We start from the raw sequence: 20,933 nt of genomic DNA, 5'->3' as shown, positions 1-20,933 counted from the left end.
ATTGAACATTACGAATCAGTAAGATTTATGGTTCGATCTAGGTCATTGAGGGGCATTGTGGTGTCAACTGTGCAAACGGCAGCTTCTATCAAGGGGCAGAGTCGTTCCAGTATCACCAGCCGAAAGTCAAAGTTCCGCCCCGAAATTCAAGGCCTGCGCTCGCTTGCCGTGCTCATGGTGGTGTCCTACCATGTGTGGTTCGGCCGCGTTTCCGGTGGCGTCGATGTCTTCCTCTTGGTCTCTGCTTTCTTGATGACACTGCAGTTCACAAGCCGTTATGAGCAGGGCCGCCCCATGGACCTGCTGAGGCACTGGCTTCACCTGTTCCGCAGGCTGCTTCCGGCCACTGTGGTCGTCCTGCTGGGTACATTGGCCGCAATTTTCGTGGTGCTCCCCAAGACCCGATGGGCGGCTTTGGTTGACCAGGTCTGGGCATCGCTTTTCTACGTCCAGAACTGGCTACTTCAGCGGGAGGCCGTCAACTACTACGCCGCTGATCATAGCCAGGCGAGTCCGCTCCAGCATTTCTGGTCGCTCTCGATCCAAGGCCAGGTCTTCATCCTGTGGCCGGTTATTTTCGCGCTCGTCGCCCTGGCTTGTAAAAAGTACCGCCTTCGGTATCGTGTCGCATTGCTGTACGTATTTGGCCTGCTCTTCGCGGTCTCGCTCACGTATTCAGTCATTGCGACCGCAACCGACCAGACGACTGCCTATTTCGACACGTTTGCGAGGCTGTGGGAGTTCGCCATAGGAACGCTGGTTGCCCTCATCCTGCCGGCGTTGAGGTTCTCGAAGCCCGTCCGCGTGATGATGGGCTGGGTGGGCATTCTGGCAATGTTGAGCTGTGGGATCGTGCTCCAGGTCCAGACGGCTTTCCCGGGCTTCGTGGCCCTCTGGCCCACCCTGGCGGCGGCCTGCGTTATTGTTGCCGGCCAGACAGGCAGCCGTTTCGGTGTTGACCGGATCCTGAGCTCCAAGCCTCTCGTACGCCTGGGCGACAACTCCTACGCGTTGTATCTGTGGCATTGGCCGCTGCTGGTCATCTCTCTCATTTGGACCGGCAAAGACCAGGCCGGGTGGCTCTCGGGGACTGTGATCATTGCGGCGGCACTGGTTTTGGCTTTCCTCACCACAAAGTTCGTCGAGAAGCCGTTGCGGGAGTGGAAATGGCCGGAAGCGAACCGGCGGCGTGCCGCCATTGCGGTGGTCGCCTGCTTGGCTGTTGCCGTCGTTCCTTTGCTCGCATTCAATGTGCAGCAGTACGTGAGCGCCAAAATTGCGATGGCCCAGGCGGAAAAGGACAACCCGGGCGCTGCCGCCATGGTGCCCGGCTATGTTAATGAAGTCAGCCCGAAAGCAGCTCTCCTTCCTACCCCGGAAAAATTGCCACAGGACTGGGCGGGCCTGTCCGACCACTGCAGCGGGGATCTGAAGCCTGCCTCGAACATCCTCCAGTCGGGGTGTAACCAAAACAGTCAACCCGCTGGATCGGACCGCACCATCCTGGCACTGGGCGACTCGCATGCGCAGCAGTGGTTGGCGGCATTGGCTCCTTTGGCAGAACAAGAGCAATGGCGCCTGTACAACCTGCTGCTCGGCGGCTGTCCGTTCACGGTGGACACCTCGGGGCTGAGCTCGGAATGCAAGGATTTTGATGACGCCGTTCACCAGCAAATCGACGAGCACCCGCCGAGCGCCGTGTTCCTCGTGGGAACTGCAGCCGTTCCATCGTCACCCGATGAAAAATTGACCGTCGGGTTTGAAGACACCGTGAAGATGCTCACAGACAAAGGCATATCCGTCATTGCCGTTCGTGACAACCCGAGGTTCGACTTCAACATGGCAGACTGCGTCGTGACCAAAGGACAGCACAGCCCCGACTGCAATCCCGGCGAGGCCCAGCTGCTTGCACCGCAAAACCCGCTCGCATCACTTCAAGGCAAGTACGTCGGCTTGTCCATACTGGACATGACCGATCTGATTTGTAACGGCGGCGAATGCCCTGGCGTTGTAGGTAACACCTTCGTCTACTTGGACAACAACCACCTCTCGAAGACCTATGTTGCGAGCATGGCGCCCATGTTCAGGGACCGGTGGCTGGCCGCGACCGGATGGAGCTAGCCGGCCCTAGCTAGGCTGTCGAGCGGCTCGACGGCTGGTGCCGGGTGCTGTTGCTCACATTGCCCTCTCGGAATATGGGGATCGGCGGCGAGGTTCTACTATTTATTCAGAACCTTTCTGCACAGGCCAGTCCCGTAATGACGGGCTGGTCATCAGCTGCAACCCCTACCAGAGCAACCCCCAAGAACCAAGGTAAGAGGCGCACTCATGACCCAGCCCGAACACGATCCCTTTGGCTTTGTTGGCCTGACCTACGACGACGTCCTGTTGCTGCCGGGCCACACGAACGTGATTCCGTCCGAGGCTGACACTTCCTCCCGGATCTCCAAGCGAATTTCGGTCCAGACCCCGTTGCTTTCGGCCGCCATGGACACCGTCACCGAGTCCCGCATGGCAATCGCCATGGCCCGGCAGGGCGGCCTTGGCGTCATCCACCGCAACTTGTCCATCGAAGACCAGGCCGACCACGTCGACCGCGTCAAGCGCTCCGAGTCCGGGATGATCACCAACCCCCTGACCATCCACCCGGAAGCCACCCTTCAGGAACTGGACGAACTGTGTTCGCGTTACCGGGTTTCCGGCCTGCCTGTCATCGACCCCGATGGGCGGCTGCTGGGTATTGTCACTAACCGCGACACACGCTTCGTGCCGGAGTCCGACTTCCCGCTGCGGCTGGTCAGCGATGTCATGACCAAGATGCCGCTCATCACGGGCCACGTGGGCATCAGCCGCGAAGAGGCCTCGCACAAACTGGCCACTAACAAGATCGAGAAACTGCCCCTCGTTGACGAGCAGGGTCGCCTCAAAGGCCTCATCACCACCAAGGACTTCACGAAGGCCGAGCAGTACCCGCTCGCGACGAAGGACGAGGAAGGCCGACTCCGCGTCGGCGCCGCCATCGGGTTCTTCGGCGATGGCTGGGAACGGGCCATGACCCTGATCGACGCCGGCGTCGACGCATTGTTCGTGGACACCGCCAACGGCCACTCGCAGGGTGTCCTGGACCTGATTACGCGCCTGAAGTCGGACCCCGTTGCTGCCCACGTTGACATCATCGGCGGCCAGGCCGCCACCCGTGAAGGCGCGCAGGCACTGATCGACGCCGGTGCCGATGGGATCAAGGTGGGCGTGGGCCCGGGCTCCATTTGCACCACCCGCGTTGTTGCCGGTGTGGGCGTCCCCCAGATCACGGCCATCTACGAGTCCTCGAAGGCGGCCATCCCTGCCGGTGTTCCGCTGATCGCGGACGGCGGCCTGCAGTACTCGGGCGATATCGGCAAGGCCCTCGTGGCCGGCGCCGACACCGTCATGCTCGGCTCTTTGTTGGCTGGCTGCGACGAGTCGCCCGGTGAGCTGATCTTCGTGAACGGCAAGCAGTTCAAGAGCTACCGCGGCATGGGTTCCCTGGGTGCCATGCAGTCCCGTGGCAAGAACACGTCCTACTCGAAGGACCGCTATTTCCAGGCGGACGTTTCCGGTGATGACAAGCTCATCCCGGAAGGCATCGAAGGCCGCGTCGCATATCGCGGGCCGCTCTCCTCGGTGGCATACCAGCTGGTCGGCGGCCTGCGCCAGACCATGTTCTACACGGGTGCTCCGACCATCGCCGAACTCAAAGCACGCGGTAAGTTCGTCCGCATCACAGCCGCCGGGCTCAAGGAGTCCCACCCGCACGACATCCAGATGACCGTCGAGGCTCCGAACTACGGTTCCCGCTAGGCGTATTTCGTGTCCTAGGCAGTCCGAAGCGAGCCCGCCACCTTCCTTACGGAGGTGGCGGGCTCGCTCGATTATGAGTGCAACGCCTGCCGCCATGGTGTGCGTCACCGTGCCGGTAGATCGCGCCGCACTGGGATAACCTAGAGCAGTGACTTACGAGATTGAGATTGGCCGTGGCAAGCGTGGGCGTCGTGCCTACTCCCTGGATGACATCGCGATCGTCCCCAACCGCCGGACGCGCGACCCCAAGGACGTTTCCGTCTCATGGCAGATCGATGCCTACAAGTTTGAGATGCCAGTGATCGCCGCACCCATGGACTCCGCGATGTCGCCTGAAACGGCCATCGCCCTTGGCCGGCTGGGCGGCCTGGGCGTCCTGGACCTTGAGGGTTTGTGGACTCGGTACGAGGATCCCCAGTCCGTGCTGGACGAAATCTCTGCCCTTGCGGATGAAACGGCCAGCCCGACAGTCACACGGCGCATGCAGGAGCTCTACAAAGCGCCCATTCAGCCCGAACTGATCACCACGAGGCTTGCGGAAATCCGAGCATCGGGGGTGACGGTGGCCGGCTCGCTGACACCGCAGCGCACCCAGGAGCACTACAAGACCGTGGTGGCCGCCGGCGTAGACATTTTCGTCATTCGCGGCACCACCGTCTCGGCCGAACACGTCTCCAAGAACCATGAGCCCCTGAACCTCAAGCAGTTCATCTACGAGCTCGACGTCCCTGTGATTGTCGGCGGGGCCGCCGGCTACACCCCTGCCCTGCACCTCATGCGTACCGGAGCGGCCGGCGTCCTGGTGGGCTTCGGCGGCGGCGCAACGACCACTACGCGCCGTGCGCTCGGTATCCATTCGCCGATGGCTTCCGCCATTTCCGACGTCGCTGCTGCCCGCCGCGACTACATGGATGAGTCCGGTGGACGGTACGTGCACGTGATCGCCGACGGCGGCATGGGTTCTTCGGGTGACATCGTCAAAGCCATCGCCATGGGCGCCGACGCCGTGATGCTCGGCAGCGCTTTGGCCCGTGCAGAAGAGGCCCCGGGCAAGGGCTGGCACTGGGGCCAGGAAGCCCACCACCTTGAGCTGCCCCGCGGCGACAGGGTCAATGTCGGCACTGTGGGTCCCCTCGAAGAAGTGCTCTTCGGGCCAGGCCACCACACCAACGGCACCTCCAACCTGATTGGCGCGCTTCGCCGTTCCATGGCGACCACGGGCTATTCGGACCTGAAGGAGTTCCAGCGGGTCGACGTCGTCGTCTCGCCTTACTCCGGCGGGTAGCTCCCGCTCGGGCCGCTGTAGCGCTCGCGCGAAACCCTGCCCAAGCCGCTGGACAAGAAGTAGTGTGGGGAACTACGGGTTTGTGCGATGGGAGGCGTCCAATGAGCAGTGTTGCAGATGGTTCGCAAAGGAATGATGCATCAACGGGTGCATTGAGTCCGCAGGCGCGGGCCAGATCCATCGAAGTTCTCAAGGGCACCACCGAACCCGGCAAGGAACTCGACATCCTGATTGTCGGGGGAGGCGTGGTCGGGGCCGGTGCGGCTTTGGACGCGGTGACCCGCGGTCTGTCCGTGGGTATTGTCGAGGCCCGGGACTGGGCTTCGGGCACGTCGTCGCGGTCCTCGAAGCTGATTCACGGCGGGTTGCGATACCTGGAGATGCTGGACTTTGCGCTCGTCCAGGAAGCCCTCCAGGAGCGCGGATTGCTGATCCAACTGATCGCACCGCACCTCGTCCGGCCTGTTCCGTTCCTGTACCCGCTCACCCGGCGTTTTTGGGAGCGGCCCTATGTTGGTGCCGGGATTTTCCTCTACGACACTCTTGGCCTCACCTCCGGCCACAGCCGCGGTGTGCCCATGCACAAACACCTCTTCCGGCGCGGCACGCTGAGGGCCGCACCCAGCCTCAAGAACGATGCCTTCGTCGGGTCCATCCGCTACTACGATGCACAGGTTGACGATGCCAGGCTGGTGGTCAATGTCGTCCGGACTGCGGCGCATTACGGTGCGCATGCCGTGAACAGGATGCGCGTGGTGTCGTTCGTGCGCGAGGGCGAACGCGTGGTGGGCGCGAAGGTGGAAAACCAGGAAGACGGCAGCGTCATCGAAGTCCGCGCCAAGCAAGTGGTCAATGCCACGGGAGTCTGGACGGACGAGACCCAGGCCATGGTGACGGATCGCGGCCAGCTCAAGGTGCGCGCCTCAAAAGGCATCCACCTTGTGGTCCCGCGCGACCGCTTCCAGTCGACGGTCGGATTGATCCTGAGGACCGAAAAATCCGTGCTGTTCGTCATCCCCTGGGGGCGGCACTGGATCATCGGCACAACGGACACCGACTGGAAGCTCGACAAGGCGCATCCTGCCGCGTCCACGAAGGACATCGACTATGTTCTTGAACACGTCAATCGTGTCTTGAAGCGTCCACTGACCCGTGAGGATGTTGAGGGCGTGTACGCGGGCCTCCGCCCGCTGCTGGCGGGGGAGAGCGACTCCACGGCCAAACTTTCGCGCGAACACGTGGTGGCGCACCCCGTTCCAGGCCTGGTGGTGGTTGCGGGTGGAAAGTTCACCACGTACCGGGTCATGGCGAAGGACGCGGTGGACGAAGCGACGCGGGCCATGGACGAGCGCGTACCCGCGAGCTGCACCGACACCATCCCGCTCCTGGGCGCTGAAGGCTTCAAGGCTGCATGGAACAGGCGGGCGAGAACCGCTGATGAGGCCGGGGTCCACGTCGCAAGGGTGGAACATTTGCTCAACCGCTATGGCTCCATGACCCCGGAAGTCCTGGCGATCATCAAGGACAACCCGGCCATGGCCGAGCCGCTGCCGGGGGCAGACGACTATTTGGCGGCGGAGGTCGTCTATGCCGCGACCCATGAGGGTGCCCGCCATGTCCATGATGTCCTGACCCGACGCACCCGTATCTCGATCGAGTCGTGGGACAGAGGTGTTTCCGCTGTCCCTGTTGTCGCTAAGCTGATGGGAGAAATTCTTGGCTGGAGCGACGCGCAGCGGGAAAGCGAAATCAAGCACTACCTGGCCCGGGTGGAAGCTGAACGGCTTAGCCAACAGCAGCCCGACGACGAATCGGCCGATGCTGCGCGCATGGGTGTCGATGACATCGTTCCCCTCCGCTGAGCGGCCCGGGTTGGCTGGCCACACTGGAGGGATAACGACTTGGCGGAACCACTGGACCCGTATGATGCCGAACTGACAACGCCGGAGACCGTCATCCTGGAGATGGAAGCGGTCGACAAAACAGATGCCGCCGGGCAGCTCGCGGAAAGGCTCTACGCCGCCGGGCGCATCACGGACCTTGAGGGCTTCCTCGAAGTCGTCAACTCGCGCGAACACCAACTTGCCACCGGGCTGCCGGGCGGCATTGGCCTCCCGCATGCCCGCAGCGAGTTTGTTTCCCGGGTCTCCATTGCTGTGGGTGTCACGAAGTTCGGTCACTCATTGGACTTCGGCGCCAGCGACGGACCAGCCACGCTGGTCCTGCTCATCGCTACGCCCGCCAGTTCATTCTCGGACCACTTGGAAGTCCTCGCGACCTTGGCCCGCTCCCTTTCCAAGGAATCATTCAGGGAATCCCTCAGACGCGCCCACGACCCCGAAGTCATCGCCGAACTGATCAACTCCAGCTTGGTGTTCTTCGACCACTGAGATTGGGGCAGGCCCTTTCGTGTCGCGTTCCGCGCCACGTAGGGACCCTGCTGCCCCACTCTAGGAAGGGGCAGGCCCTTTCGTGTCGCGTTCCGCGCCACGTAGGGACCCTGCTGCCCCACTCTAGGAAGGGGCAGGCCCTTTCGTGTCGCGTTCCGCGCCACGTAGGGACCCTGCTGCCCCACTCTAGGAAGGGGCAGGCCCTTTCGTGTCGCGTTCCGCGCCACGTAGGGACCCTGCTGCCCCACTCTAGGAAGGGGCAGGCCCTTTCGTGTCGCGTTCCGCGCCACGTAGGGACCCTGCTGCCCCACTCTAGGAAGGGGCAGGCCCTTTCGTGTCGCGTTCCGCGCCACGTAGGGACCCTGCTGCCCCACTCTAGGAAGGGGCAGGCCGTCCAAGCGGGAAGGGGCATGCCCTCCAAGCGGGAAGGACCTCCCGTTTAGCTGTTCTACAGCTTGGCGAAGTACGGTTAAGGGGTGTTGAAAACCGCTCTGAAGCCCCGCTGGATCGCAGGACTCGTGTTCGCGCTCCTGCTCTCCGGGGTGTTTGTGCTGCTCAGCCAGTGGCAGTTCGGCAGATCCACCCAGAGCGATGTCCCGGTTGACGACCCCGCTGTGGAGCAAGTCAAGCCGCTTACCGGGGAATTGCAGCCCGGAACGTTCTTCCCGGGTTCGGCGTCAGACCAAATGGTCAGCGCCAAGGGTAGTTACGACCCCGCCAAGCAGGTCCTTGTGGAGGGCCGGCTACTCGCCGGGCAAAAAGGGTACTGGGTAGTGACCGCGTTTGCGGTCGACGGCGCCCCTGCACTCCACGGCGTCGGCGCAACCGCGAAAACCTGGATCCCCGTGGCCCGCGGCTGGGTAGCCGATCCCGCCCAAGCCGGGCCGCCGCCGTCGGGCACTATTGAACTGACCGGACGGCTCCTGCCGTCCGAGGCGCCGGTGCCAAACGTCGACGCCGGAGCGGGTCGCGCCTCGGCGGTTTCGGTCGCCGAACTCATCAACACGTGGGAAGTCTCAAGCTATCCCGGCTTCGTCGCGGCGACGTCGGAGGTATCTGCGGGCAAGGCCCTCGCACTTCCGGCGCAGCTGAAGCCCTTGAATATCCCGGCCCAACCACCCAACCAACAGATCAATTGGCTCAACCTCTTCTACTCCGTGGAATGGGTGGTCTTTGCAGGATTCGCCCTCTACATCTGGTGGCGGATGGTGGCCGATGACTACCGGCGCACCCTCGAAGAAGACGAGGACGAGCCCGACGACGAATTCCCGTCAGACGATTTGCCAGCAATTACCAAGCCAGAACAGGTAAAGCCATGATTGAGCCCAAACCGGCCATCCAGCCCGAACAGTCCGGAGAATCCGCCGCGAAGCCAAGCGGGGCCAAGAAACGCCGCTTCGGCGGAACGACGGCCCAGATCCGCTCGGCCCTGAAGTTCTACAAAGTCATGGCCTACCTCACCGGCACCATGCTGCTGCTCCTGTGCGCCGAGCTCGTTGCACGCTATGCGTTCGGCGTGTATCTCTTCGCCGGCGGTACCAACGCGATCACCGGCCAGCCCTTCGGTTTCGGATTCGCCGACCCCGAGTCCAAGGCGGTCCTGGGCGGCGTCAACGTCTCCATAGCCGTGCTGATTGTCCACGGCTGGATGTACGTTCTGTACCTCATCTCGGATTTCCGCTTGTGGTCGCTCATGCGCTGGCCGTTCACGAAGCTCATCCTGCTCGCCTTGGGCGGCGTTGTCCCTCTCATGTCCTTCATCGTGGAAAAGAAGTTCCACTCGGAGGTAGAGATGGAGCTCGCCGCGAATCCGCAGGCGTCCAAGCGCTACTGACGGGACTGGCCCGGCGACATTGTGAGATCGCTAACGTCGGACTGTTTTCGGAGCTGATTCCGCGCTTCACGACCGGTTTCAAGGTGCACCGGGGCATCCCGGCAAAGTAGGCTGTTACGGTGACTACTCCCACCGCACCCTTCAGTTCTGAAGCTCAGACTTCCCAGAAGCCGGTGCTGGTTGTTGACTACGGTGCCCAGTACGCGCAGCTGATTGCCCGCCGCGTCCGTGAAGCGAATGTGTACTCGGAGATTGTTCCGCACACGTTCACCACCGAGCAGCTTCTGGCCAAGAACCCGGCAGCGATCATCCTCTCCGGCGGACCTTCAAGCGTTTATGCCGAGGGTGCCCCGAGGGTTGGCGCGGACCTTTTCGAGGCCGGCGTGCCGGTCTTCGGTATTTGCTACGGCTTCCAGGCCATGGCCAACGCGCTCGGGGGCAAGGTCGCGCAGACCGGATTGCGCGAGTATGGCGCCACCGAGGCCACCACCGTTGGCGAAGCCCGCTCCATCCTTGCGGGCGTTCCGGACTCCCAGAACACCTGGATGAGCCACGGAGACTCCGTTCACGAGGCTCCTGACGGCTTCGAAGTCCTGGCGACCACCGCAGGCGCACCTGTGGCTGCTTTCGCGAACGAAGAGAAGCATCTCTACGGCGTGCAGTGGCACCCGGAGGTAAAGCACTCCGTCCACGGCCAGCAGGTTCTGGAGAACTTCCTGTTCAACGGAGCCGGCCTGAAGCCGAACTGGACCACGGGCAACATCCTCGAAGAGCAAGTGGACCGGATCCGCCGGCAGATCGGCGACTCCAAAGTCATTTGCGGCCTCTCCGGCGGCGTCGACTCGGCCGTAGCCGCAGCGCTCGTGCAGCGCGCCGTGGGCGATCAACTGACTTGTGTATTCGTGGACCACGGCTTGCTGCGCGAAGGCGAAGCCGAACAGGTCGAGCGCGACTTCGTCGCCGCAACCGGCGTCAAACTCTATGTCGCCAACGAGCAGGAGCGATTCCTGTCCGCCCTGGCCGGGGTCAGCGATCCCGAGACCAAGCGCAAGATCATCGGCCGCGAGTTCATTCGTGCGTTCGAGGAAGCAGAGCGGGCCATTATCGCCGAGGCTGCGTCCGAGGGCGAGAGCATCAAGTTCCTTGTTCAGGGCACCCTGTACCCGGACGTCGTCGAATCCGGAGGCGGCGAAGGTGCCGCGAATATCAAGAGCCACCACAACGTGGGCGGCCTTCCCGAGGACCTGCAGTTCGAACTCGTTGAACCGCTCCGCGCCCTGTTCAAGGACGAGGTTCGCGCCGTGGGCGCGCAGCTCGGCTTGCCGCAGGAAATCGTCGGACGCCAGCCGTTCCCCGGACCCGGCCTGGGCATCCGCATCGTGGGCGACGTGACCAAGGAACGGCTCGACCTCCTTCGCAAGGCGGACGCCATCGCGCGGGCCGAACTCACAGCGGCTGGACTCGACAATGATGTCTGGCAAATGCCTGTCGTACTGCTGGCCGACGTCCGCAGCGTTGGCGTGCAGGGCGATGGCCGCACCTACGGACACCCGATTGTGCTGCGTCCTGTTTCCTCCGAGGACGCCATGACTGCCGACTGGTCGAGGCTCCCTTATGACCTCCTCGCCAGGATCTCCAACAGGATCACGAACGAGGTTGACGGCGTCAACCGCGTGGTACTTGATGTCACCAGCAAGCCGCCGGGAACCATCGAGTGGGAATAGCTTTCTGAGTGACCGGTCTCTGTTCCAGAGGCCGGTCACTTTGTATTTCCCTGAAATCAGGGCTAATTTGCCTTTGCACCAGTGTTGCGGTGCGGACTGCCGGTCGATTCCCGCTACCCTCGAAAGTATGCCGATTTGGTCCAAGTCGTCTCGAGCTATAACAGAAAAGAAGGCAGCGGTGTCAGTAGGTCAAAGCCACGAAGAGAGTTCTGTAGAGCTCCGGAAATGGCTGTCAGGGCTCAAGCCCGTGACTGGCGCGGACACCATGCTGCGCTTCGTCAAGACGCCGGAAGGGTCGATAGACCTCAGCAACGGCCACCCTTCAGGCCTGGCACAGCTCCTCGCCGGACGTCGGACCCGGCTTTCCACCCTGATCCGCGATCGCCAGCAATATCTTGTTGCCGCGCGTGCCGCCAGGAACCTTCGCTCGAAGATCTTCGAACTTGGAAACGACCGGGGGATCGACGCCGGTTATCTGTCCTGCGGCACGGTCGTGTGGACCTCAGCTGTCGGCGGAAAGCCCCAGCGAGTCTCCGCCCCTGTCATGTTGGCCGCAATCTCACTCACGGCGCGGCCGGGCGAAGATGACTACGAGCTGCAACTGACCGAACAAGCGGGCATCAACCCGGCGTTGGTCCGGCACTTGAAGAACGTCCATGGAATCGTCTTTGACGTCAACGCCGTGAGCCGCATGGCCTACAACACCGCGCGCCTTGACCCCCTGCCGGTCCTCGACCGTCTTGCCACACTGGTACAACCGATCCACGGTGCGGAAGTAACGCCCAATCTCCTCATCACGACGTTGGCGGATCTGTCCGGGAACTTGGACGACCCCTGGATCAACGAGAACAGCAGCGTCGTTGCCTCCTTGTTTGAAGCCGCCAACGGCGGCGAAGTGGAACCCGAACCCATCAAATCCGGACGGTTCCCGAACCTCGACGAGCGCGACCCCGCCGAAGAATCGCTCCTCCTGGATGCGGACTCGGATCAGCAATACGTCGTGGATGCCGTCCGGGCAGGGGACTCGCTGGTAGTGAGCACCCCGCCAGGCAGTGGCCAGACACAGACGGCCATCAACGCGATCGGTGCCCTCGTCAACGAGGGGAAATCGGTGCTTGTGGTGGGTGACCGGCGGGCGAGCCTCAACGGCCTGGCGGCTCATTTTGAAGCCCTGGGCCTTGAATCGATGCTGTTCAGGCCGGGCAACGGTGCCACGCCCCAGCAGCTCAAAGGGCAGCTGGTCAGCGCGATCATCCGCAACGAAAAGTCGCTGGAACCGCAACTCGCGAATCTCCACAAGACTCTGACCGAGCACCGCCATGCGCTCATGGACCATGTCGCGTCTTTGCATAACGTGCGCCAGCGTTGGGGATGCTCTCCCTACCAGGCAATGCAGTCCCTCGCGGAACTGACCTCCATCCATCCGGCCCCCGCCACGACGGTGCGCTTGAAGCGCAGCGTGCTGGACAATATCAAAGACCGGGCTGAGCTGGCTGAACGATTGCGACGCGCTGCCGAGCTTGGCAGCTTCAGCCGTGCATCCACGTCTAGCCCCTGGTACGGCGCGCGTCTGGTCACGCGCAAGGAGACCGAGGAAGCCCAGCAACTGGCCAGTAGTGCCGCCGAACAACTTCCCCGGCTGCGGGATCGGATGAACCAGGTTGCGGAGCACTCCGAAATCCGGCTTGGGGCGAACTTCGCCGAATGGGGCGCGCAGCTTGAGCTCCTGATGGCGGTGCGGGAAAGCCTGGACAAATTCACCCCAGATATTTTTGACCGGCCGGTCCACGATCTGATTTCGGCTACCGCTACCTCCGCTTGGCGGCGAGAGCGGGGAGTCGAGATGCCCTCGATGCAGCGCTCCCGCTTGCGTCGCGTGGCGAAGGAATATGTCCGCCCCGGTGTCCACATTGCAGATCTGCACAGCTCCTTGGCGCTCGTTCAGGAACAGCGGGCACTGTGGGCCCAGTACGCGACCAGCCAACGCCATCCGGCAGTGCCCTCCGGACTTGCGGACCTCGGCGCCAGCTACCGTGAACTGGACCGGGATCTGCGCCGTCTGGGCGATTGCCTCAAACACACGGCCGGTGGCGGCGACCTCCACGCGACACGTTACGAAGGTCTCATGGACCGTCTTGAGCGCCTTGTGGCGGACACGGGGACCCTTGAGACGCTCCCGGAGCGCACGCTTCTGGTCGAGAATATGCGCGAGCACGGACTCGCCGAGCTTCTTGCTGACCTGGCTGAACGCGAAGTGCCTGCCGAATCCGTTGCCGCGGAACTTGACCTCGCCTGGTGGCAGTCTGCCCTGGAAGCGATGATCAGCGGTGACGACTATCTCGCGATGTCCGACGGCGATTCCCTCCGCCGTCTCGAAGCGGAGTACCGCCTGGCTGACCACGCGCACATCGCCAGCGGAGCCGCCCGGCTCCGGTGGAAACTCGCCGAAATGTGGCGGGCTGGAATTGCTGAACATCCCCGCCAATCGGAACTCCTCCGGAACCTGATCAAGGATGGCCGCGTTACCCTGTCGGCGCTTAGCGCCCAGGCGCCCGTCCTTGTCTCCCGCTTGGTTCCCGTGTGGTCCATCAGTCCGTACCTGCTGACCAGCCTCTTGCCGGCAGAGCAGAAATTCGATGCGGTGGTGATTCTCGACGCCGAGAGCACATCCTTGCAGGCCGTGCTGCCGGCCATCGCCCGAGCCCAGCAAGTTGTTGCCTTTGGCGACGCGAAGATCGGCAATGCCCGCACTTTCAGCGTTGCGGTGGAGCCACCCATGGCCGGTGCCGCAAGCCAGGACACAGTGGACAGTGCGTTCAGTGCTTTGGCCCGTGTCCTGCCCACGTGGCAGTTGAACTGGGTGTATCGGGCGGTTGACGAGGATCTGGTGCTCCAGTTGAGCAAGAACTACTACAACGGCGGTCTGCGTCGGCTGCCGGACGGGCAATCCGTGACGGGGCTGGACCGCTCGGTAGTAGTTGAATACATCCCGGATGGCACCGGCTTGCCGGGGGCCGATCACGAAGGTGTTGAATCGGTCGCCGCCGAAGTGAACCGCGTTGTTGACCTGGTGTTTCAACATGCCAGCCTTCGGCCGCGGACCTCGCTCGCCGTGGTCACCGCAAGCCTTCGCCATGCGGCAAGGATCGGCGAAGCCATCAGGCTCCAGCTTCCTAACTATCCGCTTTTGTCGGGTTTCTTCAACGCCGGCGCGGAGTCTTTTCGCGTCGTGGATTTGGAGCGCGCACAGGGACTGGTCCGCGACCACATCATCTTCTCCTTGGGCTTCGGGCGCACTCCGCATGGCCGGGCGCTGCACAGTTTCGGGCCCCTCTCCGTCGAGGGCGGGCGAAACAAGTTTGCCTTGGCAATGACCCGTTCCCGGAGATCGTTGCACGTCCTGAGCTGCTTCCGTCCGGAGGACCTCGATCTGGACCGGTTGGCTCACGGCGCCGTTGATTTCCATGAACTCCTTGACCGTGAACTGTCTGGGAATTCGGAACTGGGGACACCTGCCACCAGGGCTGCTGCCAGCGAGCAAGCGCTCGGAGAGGATCCGTTGGTGGCGGATCTGGGCGAGCGACTCCGTGCCCGTGGAGCCCGGGTGTGGCACCACTATGACGGAGCCTTGGACATTGCCGCGGCAGCCGACCCCGTGCACACCATAGGCCGTGATGACACTGAAATGCCCACCCCGGTGGCCATTGAATCGGATGGCACGCAACGATACCGCCGCATGAGCGTCAGGGAGCGCAGCCGGCTGCGGCCCCAATTGCTGGAACGACTTGGCTGGCGTTACATGTCCTTGTGGACCATTGAAGTATTCACTGATCCTTCGTCCTGCGCTGACCGCATCGGGTCCTACTTGGGTCTGGAGAAGCCGGTAGCACCCTCGTACGGTGCAGTCCAGGATGGATTCCTCGACATTGATGTTGAACAATTGGAACTGAACACTCAGGCGGAGCCGGCCGCGGCCGGACCCGGCAGTACGGAAGGCCCTGGCTCGGGACCGGCGATCCCCTAAGGAAGCGCAATGGCGGAAAGCAAAAGCACTCAATCCAAGCACCCTGCGGACGCCAGCGCCGATGCGGTAGGCGCTGACATCGAGTTGGACGAGCTGGAGAAAACAAAAGTGAAGCCCGCGCCCGAGCGGAAGCAGGCAGGAGAAAGCATTCTGCCCAAGAAAGCCTCCGAGGACGATCCGCGTCGCTGGGGTGATGAGCCTGGCTACGACCACGACGCCTGGCTGAAGGAACAAAGGCCCCCGCACTGGGGCTGAATATTTCATGGCCGGTTGTCAGAGGGATTGACCAGGACAAAGAATAGTTTCCCGCGAGTGGAAGCTCCGGCGAGGATTTCGGCCTGTTGCGGATTGGCGGCGACAACCACAAGGCCGTCCGCCTCGTTCGTGCCCAACCATTGGTTCGCTTTGCCTCCTTGCGCGGATGTCCACAAAACCGGGACCGCCGATGCCAAGAGTTCGGATTTCTTGCCGGGCCCTTCAAGTCCATCTGCTGCGGTGAGCACAACGTTGACCAACTGGCCGGGCGAGATGAGCTGAATTGAAGCGGGATCGGCCATGCGAAGTGGAACGGCCGCCGTCGCGGGTGCGGTCCCGGTCAGCAGGCCCGGTCCCAGGAGTTGGGCGTCTGTGGGGATCTGCCCCTTCTGCAGCGGCGAGGCAAGCTGCTTTCCGCCGTATCCGGTTCGCGGGGTGAGTGCCCCGGCTGGAATTCCATCAGGAAGGACATCGAGGGGTTTGAGGTCGGTATCCGTCAAAGTGGACCCGGCGGGAAGATCCCGCGCGGCGGCCAGGACCGTGGCTCGTCGCTCCGAAGCTGGAGTCAGCTGATGGACTGCGATCCCTGCGGCCACGCATAGCAGGAGGGCCACGACGAGGCGGCGGTTGCGGTTTAACCAGCTACCGAAGCTGCGGTGTTTGGATGGTCCCGTGGTAGCGCCCCGATGCCCGCCAGCCCTGGAGGGAAGAGCCTGTAGACGGCGGGTTCGGGCCCTGTTGATCGGTGCGAGCAGTCTATCGCGCGGCAGCGACAATGATCCGGCGGACATGGGGTCCGTGGGTACGTTCGGGGTTGCGGGCATGGTGCCACGCTAACCGGGCACGCAGGCCCGCGGCAGGGCTTTATTGAGCTATGTGGAACGTTGAGCTATGTGGAAAACCGGGAGCAGCTGGAAATCGCAATCAGCTCGCGGCAGCCGCCGGAACCGACGCTGGAGCCGGAGGCGCAGCTGGTGCGGCGGGAGCGGCCGAAACGGTGCTTCCCTTGGAGTCCCGGGAGTCGGTGCGGTAGAAGCCCGATCCCTTGAAGACGACGCCCACGCTGTTGAACTTCTTACGCAACGACCCTTGGCATTCAGGGCAGTCGGACAGGGAGCTGTCCGTGAACGACTGAACGATGTCAAAGGCATGTCCGCAGTCTTTGCAGGCATAGGCATATGTGGGCACTGGTGATCCTCCTCCGGGACGAACTACAGGTCCAGTGCTGCCAAGGCGGATTGTTCCGTCCATTAGCAGTCCCAGGGCCTGAGTGCCAATTCTATCATCCGGAGTCGGGGCCGCCACCACAAAATGTGGCGGAGAAGACAGGTCGGAAGCCCCGATCAATCGGCCGGAACCAGCCGGACGATCCTGTAGGGGGTAAGTGCCTCCGCCACGGGCTTGTCGAACGGTTCTGCCGGGATCGTCCCCGAGGCCAGCACTTCGTGGTCATATACGACGGCGACAGTCGGCGGACGCTGCGCGTCGGCGTCGAGCTTGTCGAGGAGCCGATCGTAGTAACCGCCCCCTTGGCCGATACGGTTTCCGTCTTCATCGACGGCGGTGGCCGGGAGGAAGATTCCAGTGGCATCCCTGATGACGTCGCTGTCGAATCGTTCGCCCACCGGCTCGTCAATCGGTGCGTACTTTGAGCGGACAAAGACCGTATCCGGTGTCCAATAGACCCAGCTCAGACGCCGTTCCGGTTCACAGACGGGAAGAAGGATCCTGTGGCCGGCGGCGTGGAGTGCCGCAAGCAAGGGCATTGTCGGCGGCTCGGCGGCTACTCCGACATAGGCCGCAAAAGTCGACGGTTTTCCCCGGGCAACCGAATCCGCCCATGAGAGGCCACCGAGGGCGATCCCCGTTCCGGCGTCGGCGCGCTGTTGCCGGGTCAATGTCAGCCGGCGCTTGCGGTGGTCCCGCCGGATTTCGTCTTTCAAAGTCATTTTTGCTCCAGTTCACGCTGCTTTGCGGCTCGATGACGGGGAAGAAACAGTGGAGTCCCTACTATCCAAACAGGTTTCTTTTGCCCAATGTCCAGCTCCTTCCGTTAGATTAGTCCGGTGACTTCCAACAACTGCACCGTCCGCAAGGCCGTTATCCCCGTTGCCGGACTCGGCACCAGGTTCCTGCCTGCTACCAAAGCCATGCCCAAAGAGATGCTCCCGGTAGTCGACAAGCCGGCCATCCAATATGTCGTTGAAGAAGCCGTGAGCGTGGGACTCAACGACGTCCTCATGATCACAGGCCGCAACAAACGTGCGTTGGAGGATCACTTCGACCGGGTACCGGCTTTGGAAGCGACCCTCGAGGCCAAGGGTGACACCACCAAGCTGGACTCGGTGCAGGCTACCAGTAACCTCGGCGACATCCACTACGTCCGCCAGGGCGACCCCAAGGGGCTGGGACACGCAGTGTTGCGTGCAAAGCAGCACGTCGGGTACGAACCTTTTGCCGTTCTTCTCGGTGACGACCTTATCGACGCCCGGGACACACTCCTGAGCGACATGATCGAGGTCCAGCACAAAACCGGTGGCTCCGTTGTGGCCCTCATCGAGGTCGAGCCCTCCCAGATCAGCGCCTACGGTTGCGCGGACATTGAAGATATCGGCGAGGACGGCTACGTCCGCATCAAGCAACTTGTGGAAAAGCCTGCTGTTGATGAAGCTCCGTCCAACTTGGCCGTGATCGGGCGCTACGTGCTCCACCCCTCGGTTTTCGACGTTCTCGAGAAAACCGAACCGGGCCGTGGGGGAGAGATCCAGCTGACGGATGCGCTTCAAGTACTCGCTGCGGGAGACGGCGAAGGTAGCGGCGTCTACGGAGTGGTCTTCCGCGGCCGTCGGTACGATACCGGGGATAAGCTCAGCTACCTCAAAGCCTGCGTCCAGCTTGCGTGCGACAGTGAAGACCTCGGGCCTGGCCTGCGTGAGTGGTTGCCTGGCTTTACCGCCGGCCTCAGCAAGTAGCTGCCAGTGTGGGGGTCGGCCATTTGGCCGGTGACGCTGGAGAGCGGCGACCTCATCTTGCGTCCCATTCATTTCCGGGACAAGAAGGAGTGGACCGAGGTCCGCTCACGCAATAGTGAGTGGCTGGCGCCTTGGGAAGCCTCCAACCCGGCCCCTGGCGGTCGCCTGCCGAACTACCGGCAGATGGTGGCTTCCCTTAACGCGCAGGCTCGGCAGGCCAGCGCCCTTCCGTTTGTGATCACGGAGCGGATTCCAGGGTTCCCGGAGCCCAGGATCGTCGGGCAGCTGACGGTCTCTTCGATTATGTGGGGATCGGCGATGACGGCAACCCTTGGCTATTGGGTCGACCAGGCCCGGGCCGGTCGCGGAATAGCGCCCACAGCGGTTGCCATGGCGACCGATCATTGCTTTGAGGCCCTTGGCCTTCACCGGATGGAGATCAACATCCGGCCCGAGAACGGGCCGAGCCTGCGGGTCGTTGAGAAGCTGGGTTTCCGTGACGAGGGCCGCCGTGAGCGTTTCCTTCACATCAACGGCGAATGGGCTGACCATCAAAGCTTTGCATTGACCTCGGAGGAGGTCCCTGGGGGTTTGCTGGCTGCTTGGCTGAGACGCGGGGCCAACTAGTCCGCTGGGGTGTACGAGTCTGTAAATCCATTGATTTGCCGACTCTCCGGCGACACACCGTGGGCAATGCGGTGGCCTCCGCGTATTTGCTTCTACGGTTTTGATTGTGGACTTCCCTCTCAGCAGCTCGGTGATATTGGTCATTGCTGTCGCGCTGTGGATTGTTTGGGTTGCGCCATACATACTGCGGAATCGTCACAACCACGTCCAACTGGCCGGTGACATCCCAGCAGATGTGATCGACGACGACGCTCATGAACTGCAAGCCGGGGTGGTTCTGTCAATCACCCCTCGGCAGGAGAAAGCAATGGAAACCATGCAGAGCACCGCAACCGCATTGCCCGAGGTATCGGCTGGCGCCGGCGAACGGCGTGATGCTGCATCGGATGCAGCGGTCTTCAAAGTCAGATACGGGCGCTGCGCCCTTGCTCTCGCCGGTCTCCTCCTGTTACTCACGGCAGCCGTTTCCGGCGTGCTGCGCATTCTTGGCCTCGTTTCGGGCTGGGTGCCATTGGTATCCATCGTCGGCGTGGTCGGGACCGTCTTCCTGCTTCGGCGGCTGGCCATCAGGGACCGCAGGGCGAAGATGAACAGGGCATTCCGCAACGCAATGGGTCCCGCGGTTGAGAGCCACCGCGTAGGTCGTCCGGCCTCGGACCGCCCGGCTACCAAGATCTTCGACGCCGAAGCCCATGCCCGGGAAGCGACCCGCCTGACCGCCGTCGAACTTCGTCAGGCTGCCCTCAACGTTGCCGTCGCCGCCGGCGACAACACAGTCCGGTTTACGGCGGAATCCAAGGAATCCGAATGGCAGCCGGTGGACGTTCCCAAACCAACATACGTCGATGCAGCCAAGGCACCCCGGCCGGCACCAGAACCCCTCGACTTGCCTGAAGCTCCCAAGCCACTCGGCAAGCCGACGTTGAAGCCGGCCAGCGCGCCGTCCGCGGCCCCGTCGGTCCAAGCGCAGCACGGCAAGCCTCAGAGCGCGCTCAGCAACCTCGACGACGTTTTGCAGCGCCGCCGGGCATAGCCTCCCTTGACTAGTGTCTGCGTCGCAGGTGGCACCGGACAGGTGGGGCGTGAAGTCGTCCGTTTGGCGCTCGACGCCGGACTAGGCGTGACGGTGCTGAGCCGCCGCCCGCCGTCGGGCACGTCATCGGTCCATTACGACGGCGCCCGCTACTTTCAGGCTGACGTCACCACAGGCGCCGGGCTGCCGGAAGCCCTGCACGGGGCCGACGTCGTGATCGATTGCTTGGAAGGGCAGTTCGGGAAGGCCCGCAAGAATTTCGCCGACGGCGGCGCGCGCCTGCTCGCCGCGGCCGCCGGTGCCGGCGTGCGCAAGGCGGTTCTTCTCTCCATCATCAACTGCGAGCAGAGCAACGCGGCGTTTTACGTCTCCAAAGCAGACAAAGAACGTGTCTACGCCAATTCGGCGCTTGAGACGGTTGTTGTGCGGGCCACCCAGTTCCACAGCCTCGTGACGGCGGTTTTCCAGGCCGGGGCGAAAGTCCGCCTCATCCCGGTCTTCAAAGGCGCACGCTTTCAAACGATTTCGCCGGCGGATGTGGCGTTCGAGTTGCTTGCCGAAGCCGTGGGGGAGCCCTCAACAGAGCGGCACCGGACACGAACCATCGGCGGACCGGACATCCGGACCATGCGTGAACTCGCTGAGATCTGGCGAAAAACTACCGGACATGGGCGGATCGTGGAGGTGCCGTTGCCAGGAGCGATGGGCAAATATCTTCGGAGCGGACTGAATTTGGTGCCAAGCCAGCGGACGGGAACAGACACGTTCGAGTCTTGGTTGGCAAAGCGCGAAGATAGTTTGTAGCCTAGGGACACTGGCAACGCACGGTTGACTAGGGGCTATAGCTCAGTTGGTAGAGCGCTTCGTTCGCATCGAAGAGGTCAGGAGTTCGAATCTCCTTAGCTCCACAGTGAAGGCCCTCCCACCTGCGGAAACGTAGGGGTGGAGG

The 20,933-nt window shown here is 62.7% G+C and carries 17 protein-coding genes and 1 tRNA gene; 15 read left to right on the top strand and 3 right to left on the bottom strand.

Going from position 1 to position 20,933, the window contains the following annotated elements; all coding sequences use genetic code 11:
* Positions 1 to 60 precede the first annotated feature (60 nt).
* The 10 genes from ACSKT0_RS18270 (at position 61) to ACSKT0_RS18225 (ending at position 15,352) form a co-directional block, all read left to right on the top strand.
* Complete coding sequence (locus tag ACSKT0_RS18270) at positions 61 to 2,121, top strand: acyltransferase family protein (protein WP_437771009.1); 2,061 nt, start codon at positions 61 to 63, stop codon at positions 2,119 to 2,121.
* Between the two features lie 207 nt (positions 2,122 to 2,328).
* Positions 2,329 to 3,840, top strand: a complete 1,512-nt coding sequence (guaB, locus tag ACSKT0_RS18265) for an IMP dehydrogenase (protein ID WP_236812187.1) — start codon at positions 2,329 to 2,331, stop codon at positions 3,838 to 3,840.
* 148 nt (positions 3,841 to 3,988) lie between these two features.
* Positions 3,989 to 5,125, top strand: coding sequence for a GuaB3 family IMP dehydrogenase-related protein (locus ACSKT0_RS18260; RefSeq protein WP_437771008.1), 1,137 nt, complete (start codon positions 3,989 to 3,991; stop codon positions 5,123 to 5,125).
* A 101-nt stretch (positions 5,126 to 5,226) separates the two neighbouring features.
* Positions 5,227 to 6,987 (top strand): glycerol-3-phosphate dehydrogenase/oxidase, encoded by a 1,761-nt coding sequence (locus tag ACSKT0_RS18255; protein ID WP_437771007.1) that lies wholly within the window; start codon positions 5,227 to 5,229, stop codon positions 6,985 to 6,987.
* A gap of 39 nt (positions 6,988 to 7,026) precedes the next feature.
* Positions 7,027 to 7,515, top strand: a complete 489-nt coding sequence (locus tag ACSKT0_RS18250) for a PTS sugar transporter subunit IIA (protein WP_236812181.1) — start codon at positions 7,027 to 7,029, stop codon at positions 7,513 to 7,515.
* A 476-nt stretch (positions 7,516 to 7,991) separates the two neighbouring features.
* Entirely contained in the window at positions 7,992 to 8,834 is an 843-nt protein-coding gene (locus ACSKT0_RS18245; RefSeq protein ID WP_236812180.1) for an SURF1 family protein, read from the top strand.
* The gene (locus tag ACSKT0_RS18240) at positions 8,831 to 9,349 is read left to right on the top strand and encodes a DUF3817 domain-containing protein (protein ID WP_437771006.1); all 519 of its coding nucleotides are present in this window, start codon (positions 8,831 to 8,833) and stop codon (positions 9,347 to 9,349) included. The genes ACSKT0_RS18245 and ACSKT0_RS18240 overlap by 4 nt, the downstream gene beginning before the upstream one ends.
* 119 nt (positions 9,350 to 9,468) lie before the next feature.
* Positions 9,469 to 11,073, top strand: a complete 1,605-nt coding sequence (guaA, locus tag ACSKT0_RS18235; RefSeq protein WP_437771005.1) for a glutamine-hydrolyzing GMP synthase — start codon at positions 9,469 to 9,471, stop codon at positions 11,071 to 11,073.
* Positions 11,074 to 11,200: 127 nt separating this feature from the next.
* Positions 11,201 to 15,097: an AAA family ATPase gene (locus ACSKT0_RS18230; protein ID WP_437771004.1), complete on the top strand. Its 3,897-nt coding sequence runs from the start codon at positions 11,201 to 11,203 to the stop codon at positions 15,095 to 15,097.
* A 9-nt stretch (positions 15,098 to 15,106) separates the two neighbouring features.
* Positions 15,107 to 15,352, top strand: coding sequence for a hypothetical protein (locus ACSKT0_RS18225; protein ID WP_437771003.1), 246 nt, complete (start codon positions 15,107 to 15,109; stop codon positions 15,350 to 15,352).
* Between the two features lie 5 nt (positions 15,353 to 15,357).
* Here the strand turns inward: ACSKT0_RS18225 and cpaB are convergent, their stop codons facing one another.
* The 3 genes from cpaB to ACSKT0_RS18210 form a co-directional block, all read right to left on the bottom strand.
* Complete coding sequence (gene cpaB, locus ACSKT0_RS18220) at positions 15,358 to 16,176, bottom strand: Flp pilus assembly protein CpaB (protein WP_437771002.1); 819 nt, start codon at positions 16,174 to 16,176, stop codon at positions 15,358 to 15,360.
* A gap of 100 nt (positions 16,177 to 16,276) precedes the next feature.
* Complete coding sequence (locus ACSKT0_RS18215; RefSeq protein ID WP_437771001.1) at positions 16,277 to 16,540, bottom strand: FmdB family zinc ribbon protein; 264 nt, start codon at positions 16,538 to 16,540, stop codon at positions 16,277 to 16,279.
* Between the two features lie 155 nt (positions 16,541 to 16,695).
* Positions 16,696 to 17,301, bottom strand: coding sequence for a 5-formyltetrahydrofolate cyclo-ligase (locus ACSKT0_RS18210; protein WP_437771000.1), 606 nt, complete (start codon positions 17,299 to 17,301; stop codon positions 16,696 to 16,698).
* A gap of 117 nt (positions 17,302 to 17,418) precedes the next feature.
* On the opposite strand from ACSKT0_RS18210, the gene galU reads away from it, so the two are divergent.
* The 5 genes from galU to ACSKT0_RS18185 all read left to right on the top strand — a co-directional run bounded on the left by galU (position 17,419) and on the right by ACSKT0_RS18185 (position 20,892).
* Complete coding sequence (gene galU / locus ACSKT0_RS18205) at positions 17,419 to 18,324, top strand: UTP--glucose-1-phosphate uridylyltransferase GalU (protein WP_345448580.1); 906 nt, start codon at positions 17,419 to 17,421, stop codon at positions 18,322 to 18,324.
* A gap of 6 nt (positions 18,325 to 18,330) precedes the next feature.
* Positions 18,331 to 18,951: a GNAT family N-acetyltransferase gene (locus ACSKT0_RS18200; protein WP_437770999.1), complete on the top strand. Its 621-nt coding sequence runs from the start codon at positions 18,331 to 18,333 to the stop codon at positions 18,949 to 18,951.
* Positions 18,952 to 19,258: 307 nt separating this feature from the next.
* Positions 19,259 to 19,984 carry a hypothetical protein gene (locus ACSKT0_RS18195; RefSeq protein ID WP_437770998.1) on the top strand — a complete coding sequence of 242 codons (726 nt, stop codon included), beginning with the start codon at positions 19,259 to 19,261 and terminating at the stop codon, positions 19,982 to 19,984.
* Positions 19,985 to 20,026: 42 nt separating this feature from the next.
* Positions 20,027 to 20,788, top strand: a complete 762-nt coding sequence (locus tag ACSKT0_RS18190; RefSeq protein WP_437770997.1) for an SDR family oxidoreductase — start codon at positions 20,027 to 20,029, stop codon at positions 20,786 to 20,788.
* A 31-nt stretch (positions 20,789 to 20,819) separates the two neighbouring features.
* A tRNA-Ala gene (locus ACSKT0_RS18185) sits at positions 20,820 to 20,892 on the top strand.
* The last annotated feature ends 41 nt before the right edge of the window (positions 20,893 to 20,933 follow it).

The sequence above is a fragment of the Arthrobacter sp. KNU40 genome, assembly GCF_051515115.1.
In the GTDB taxonomy this organism is placed as follows: Bacteria; Actinomycetota; Actinomycetes; order Actinomycetales; family Micrococcaceae; genus Arthrobacter.
Note: the sequence above shows the minus strand (reverse complement) of the source record. Positions and strands in the feature narration are given on the sequence as shown.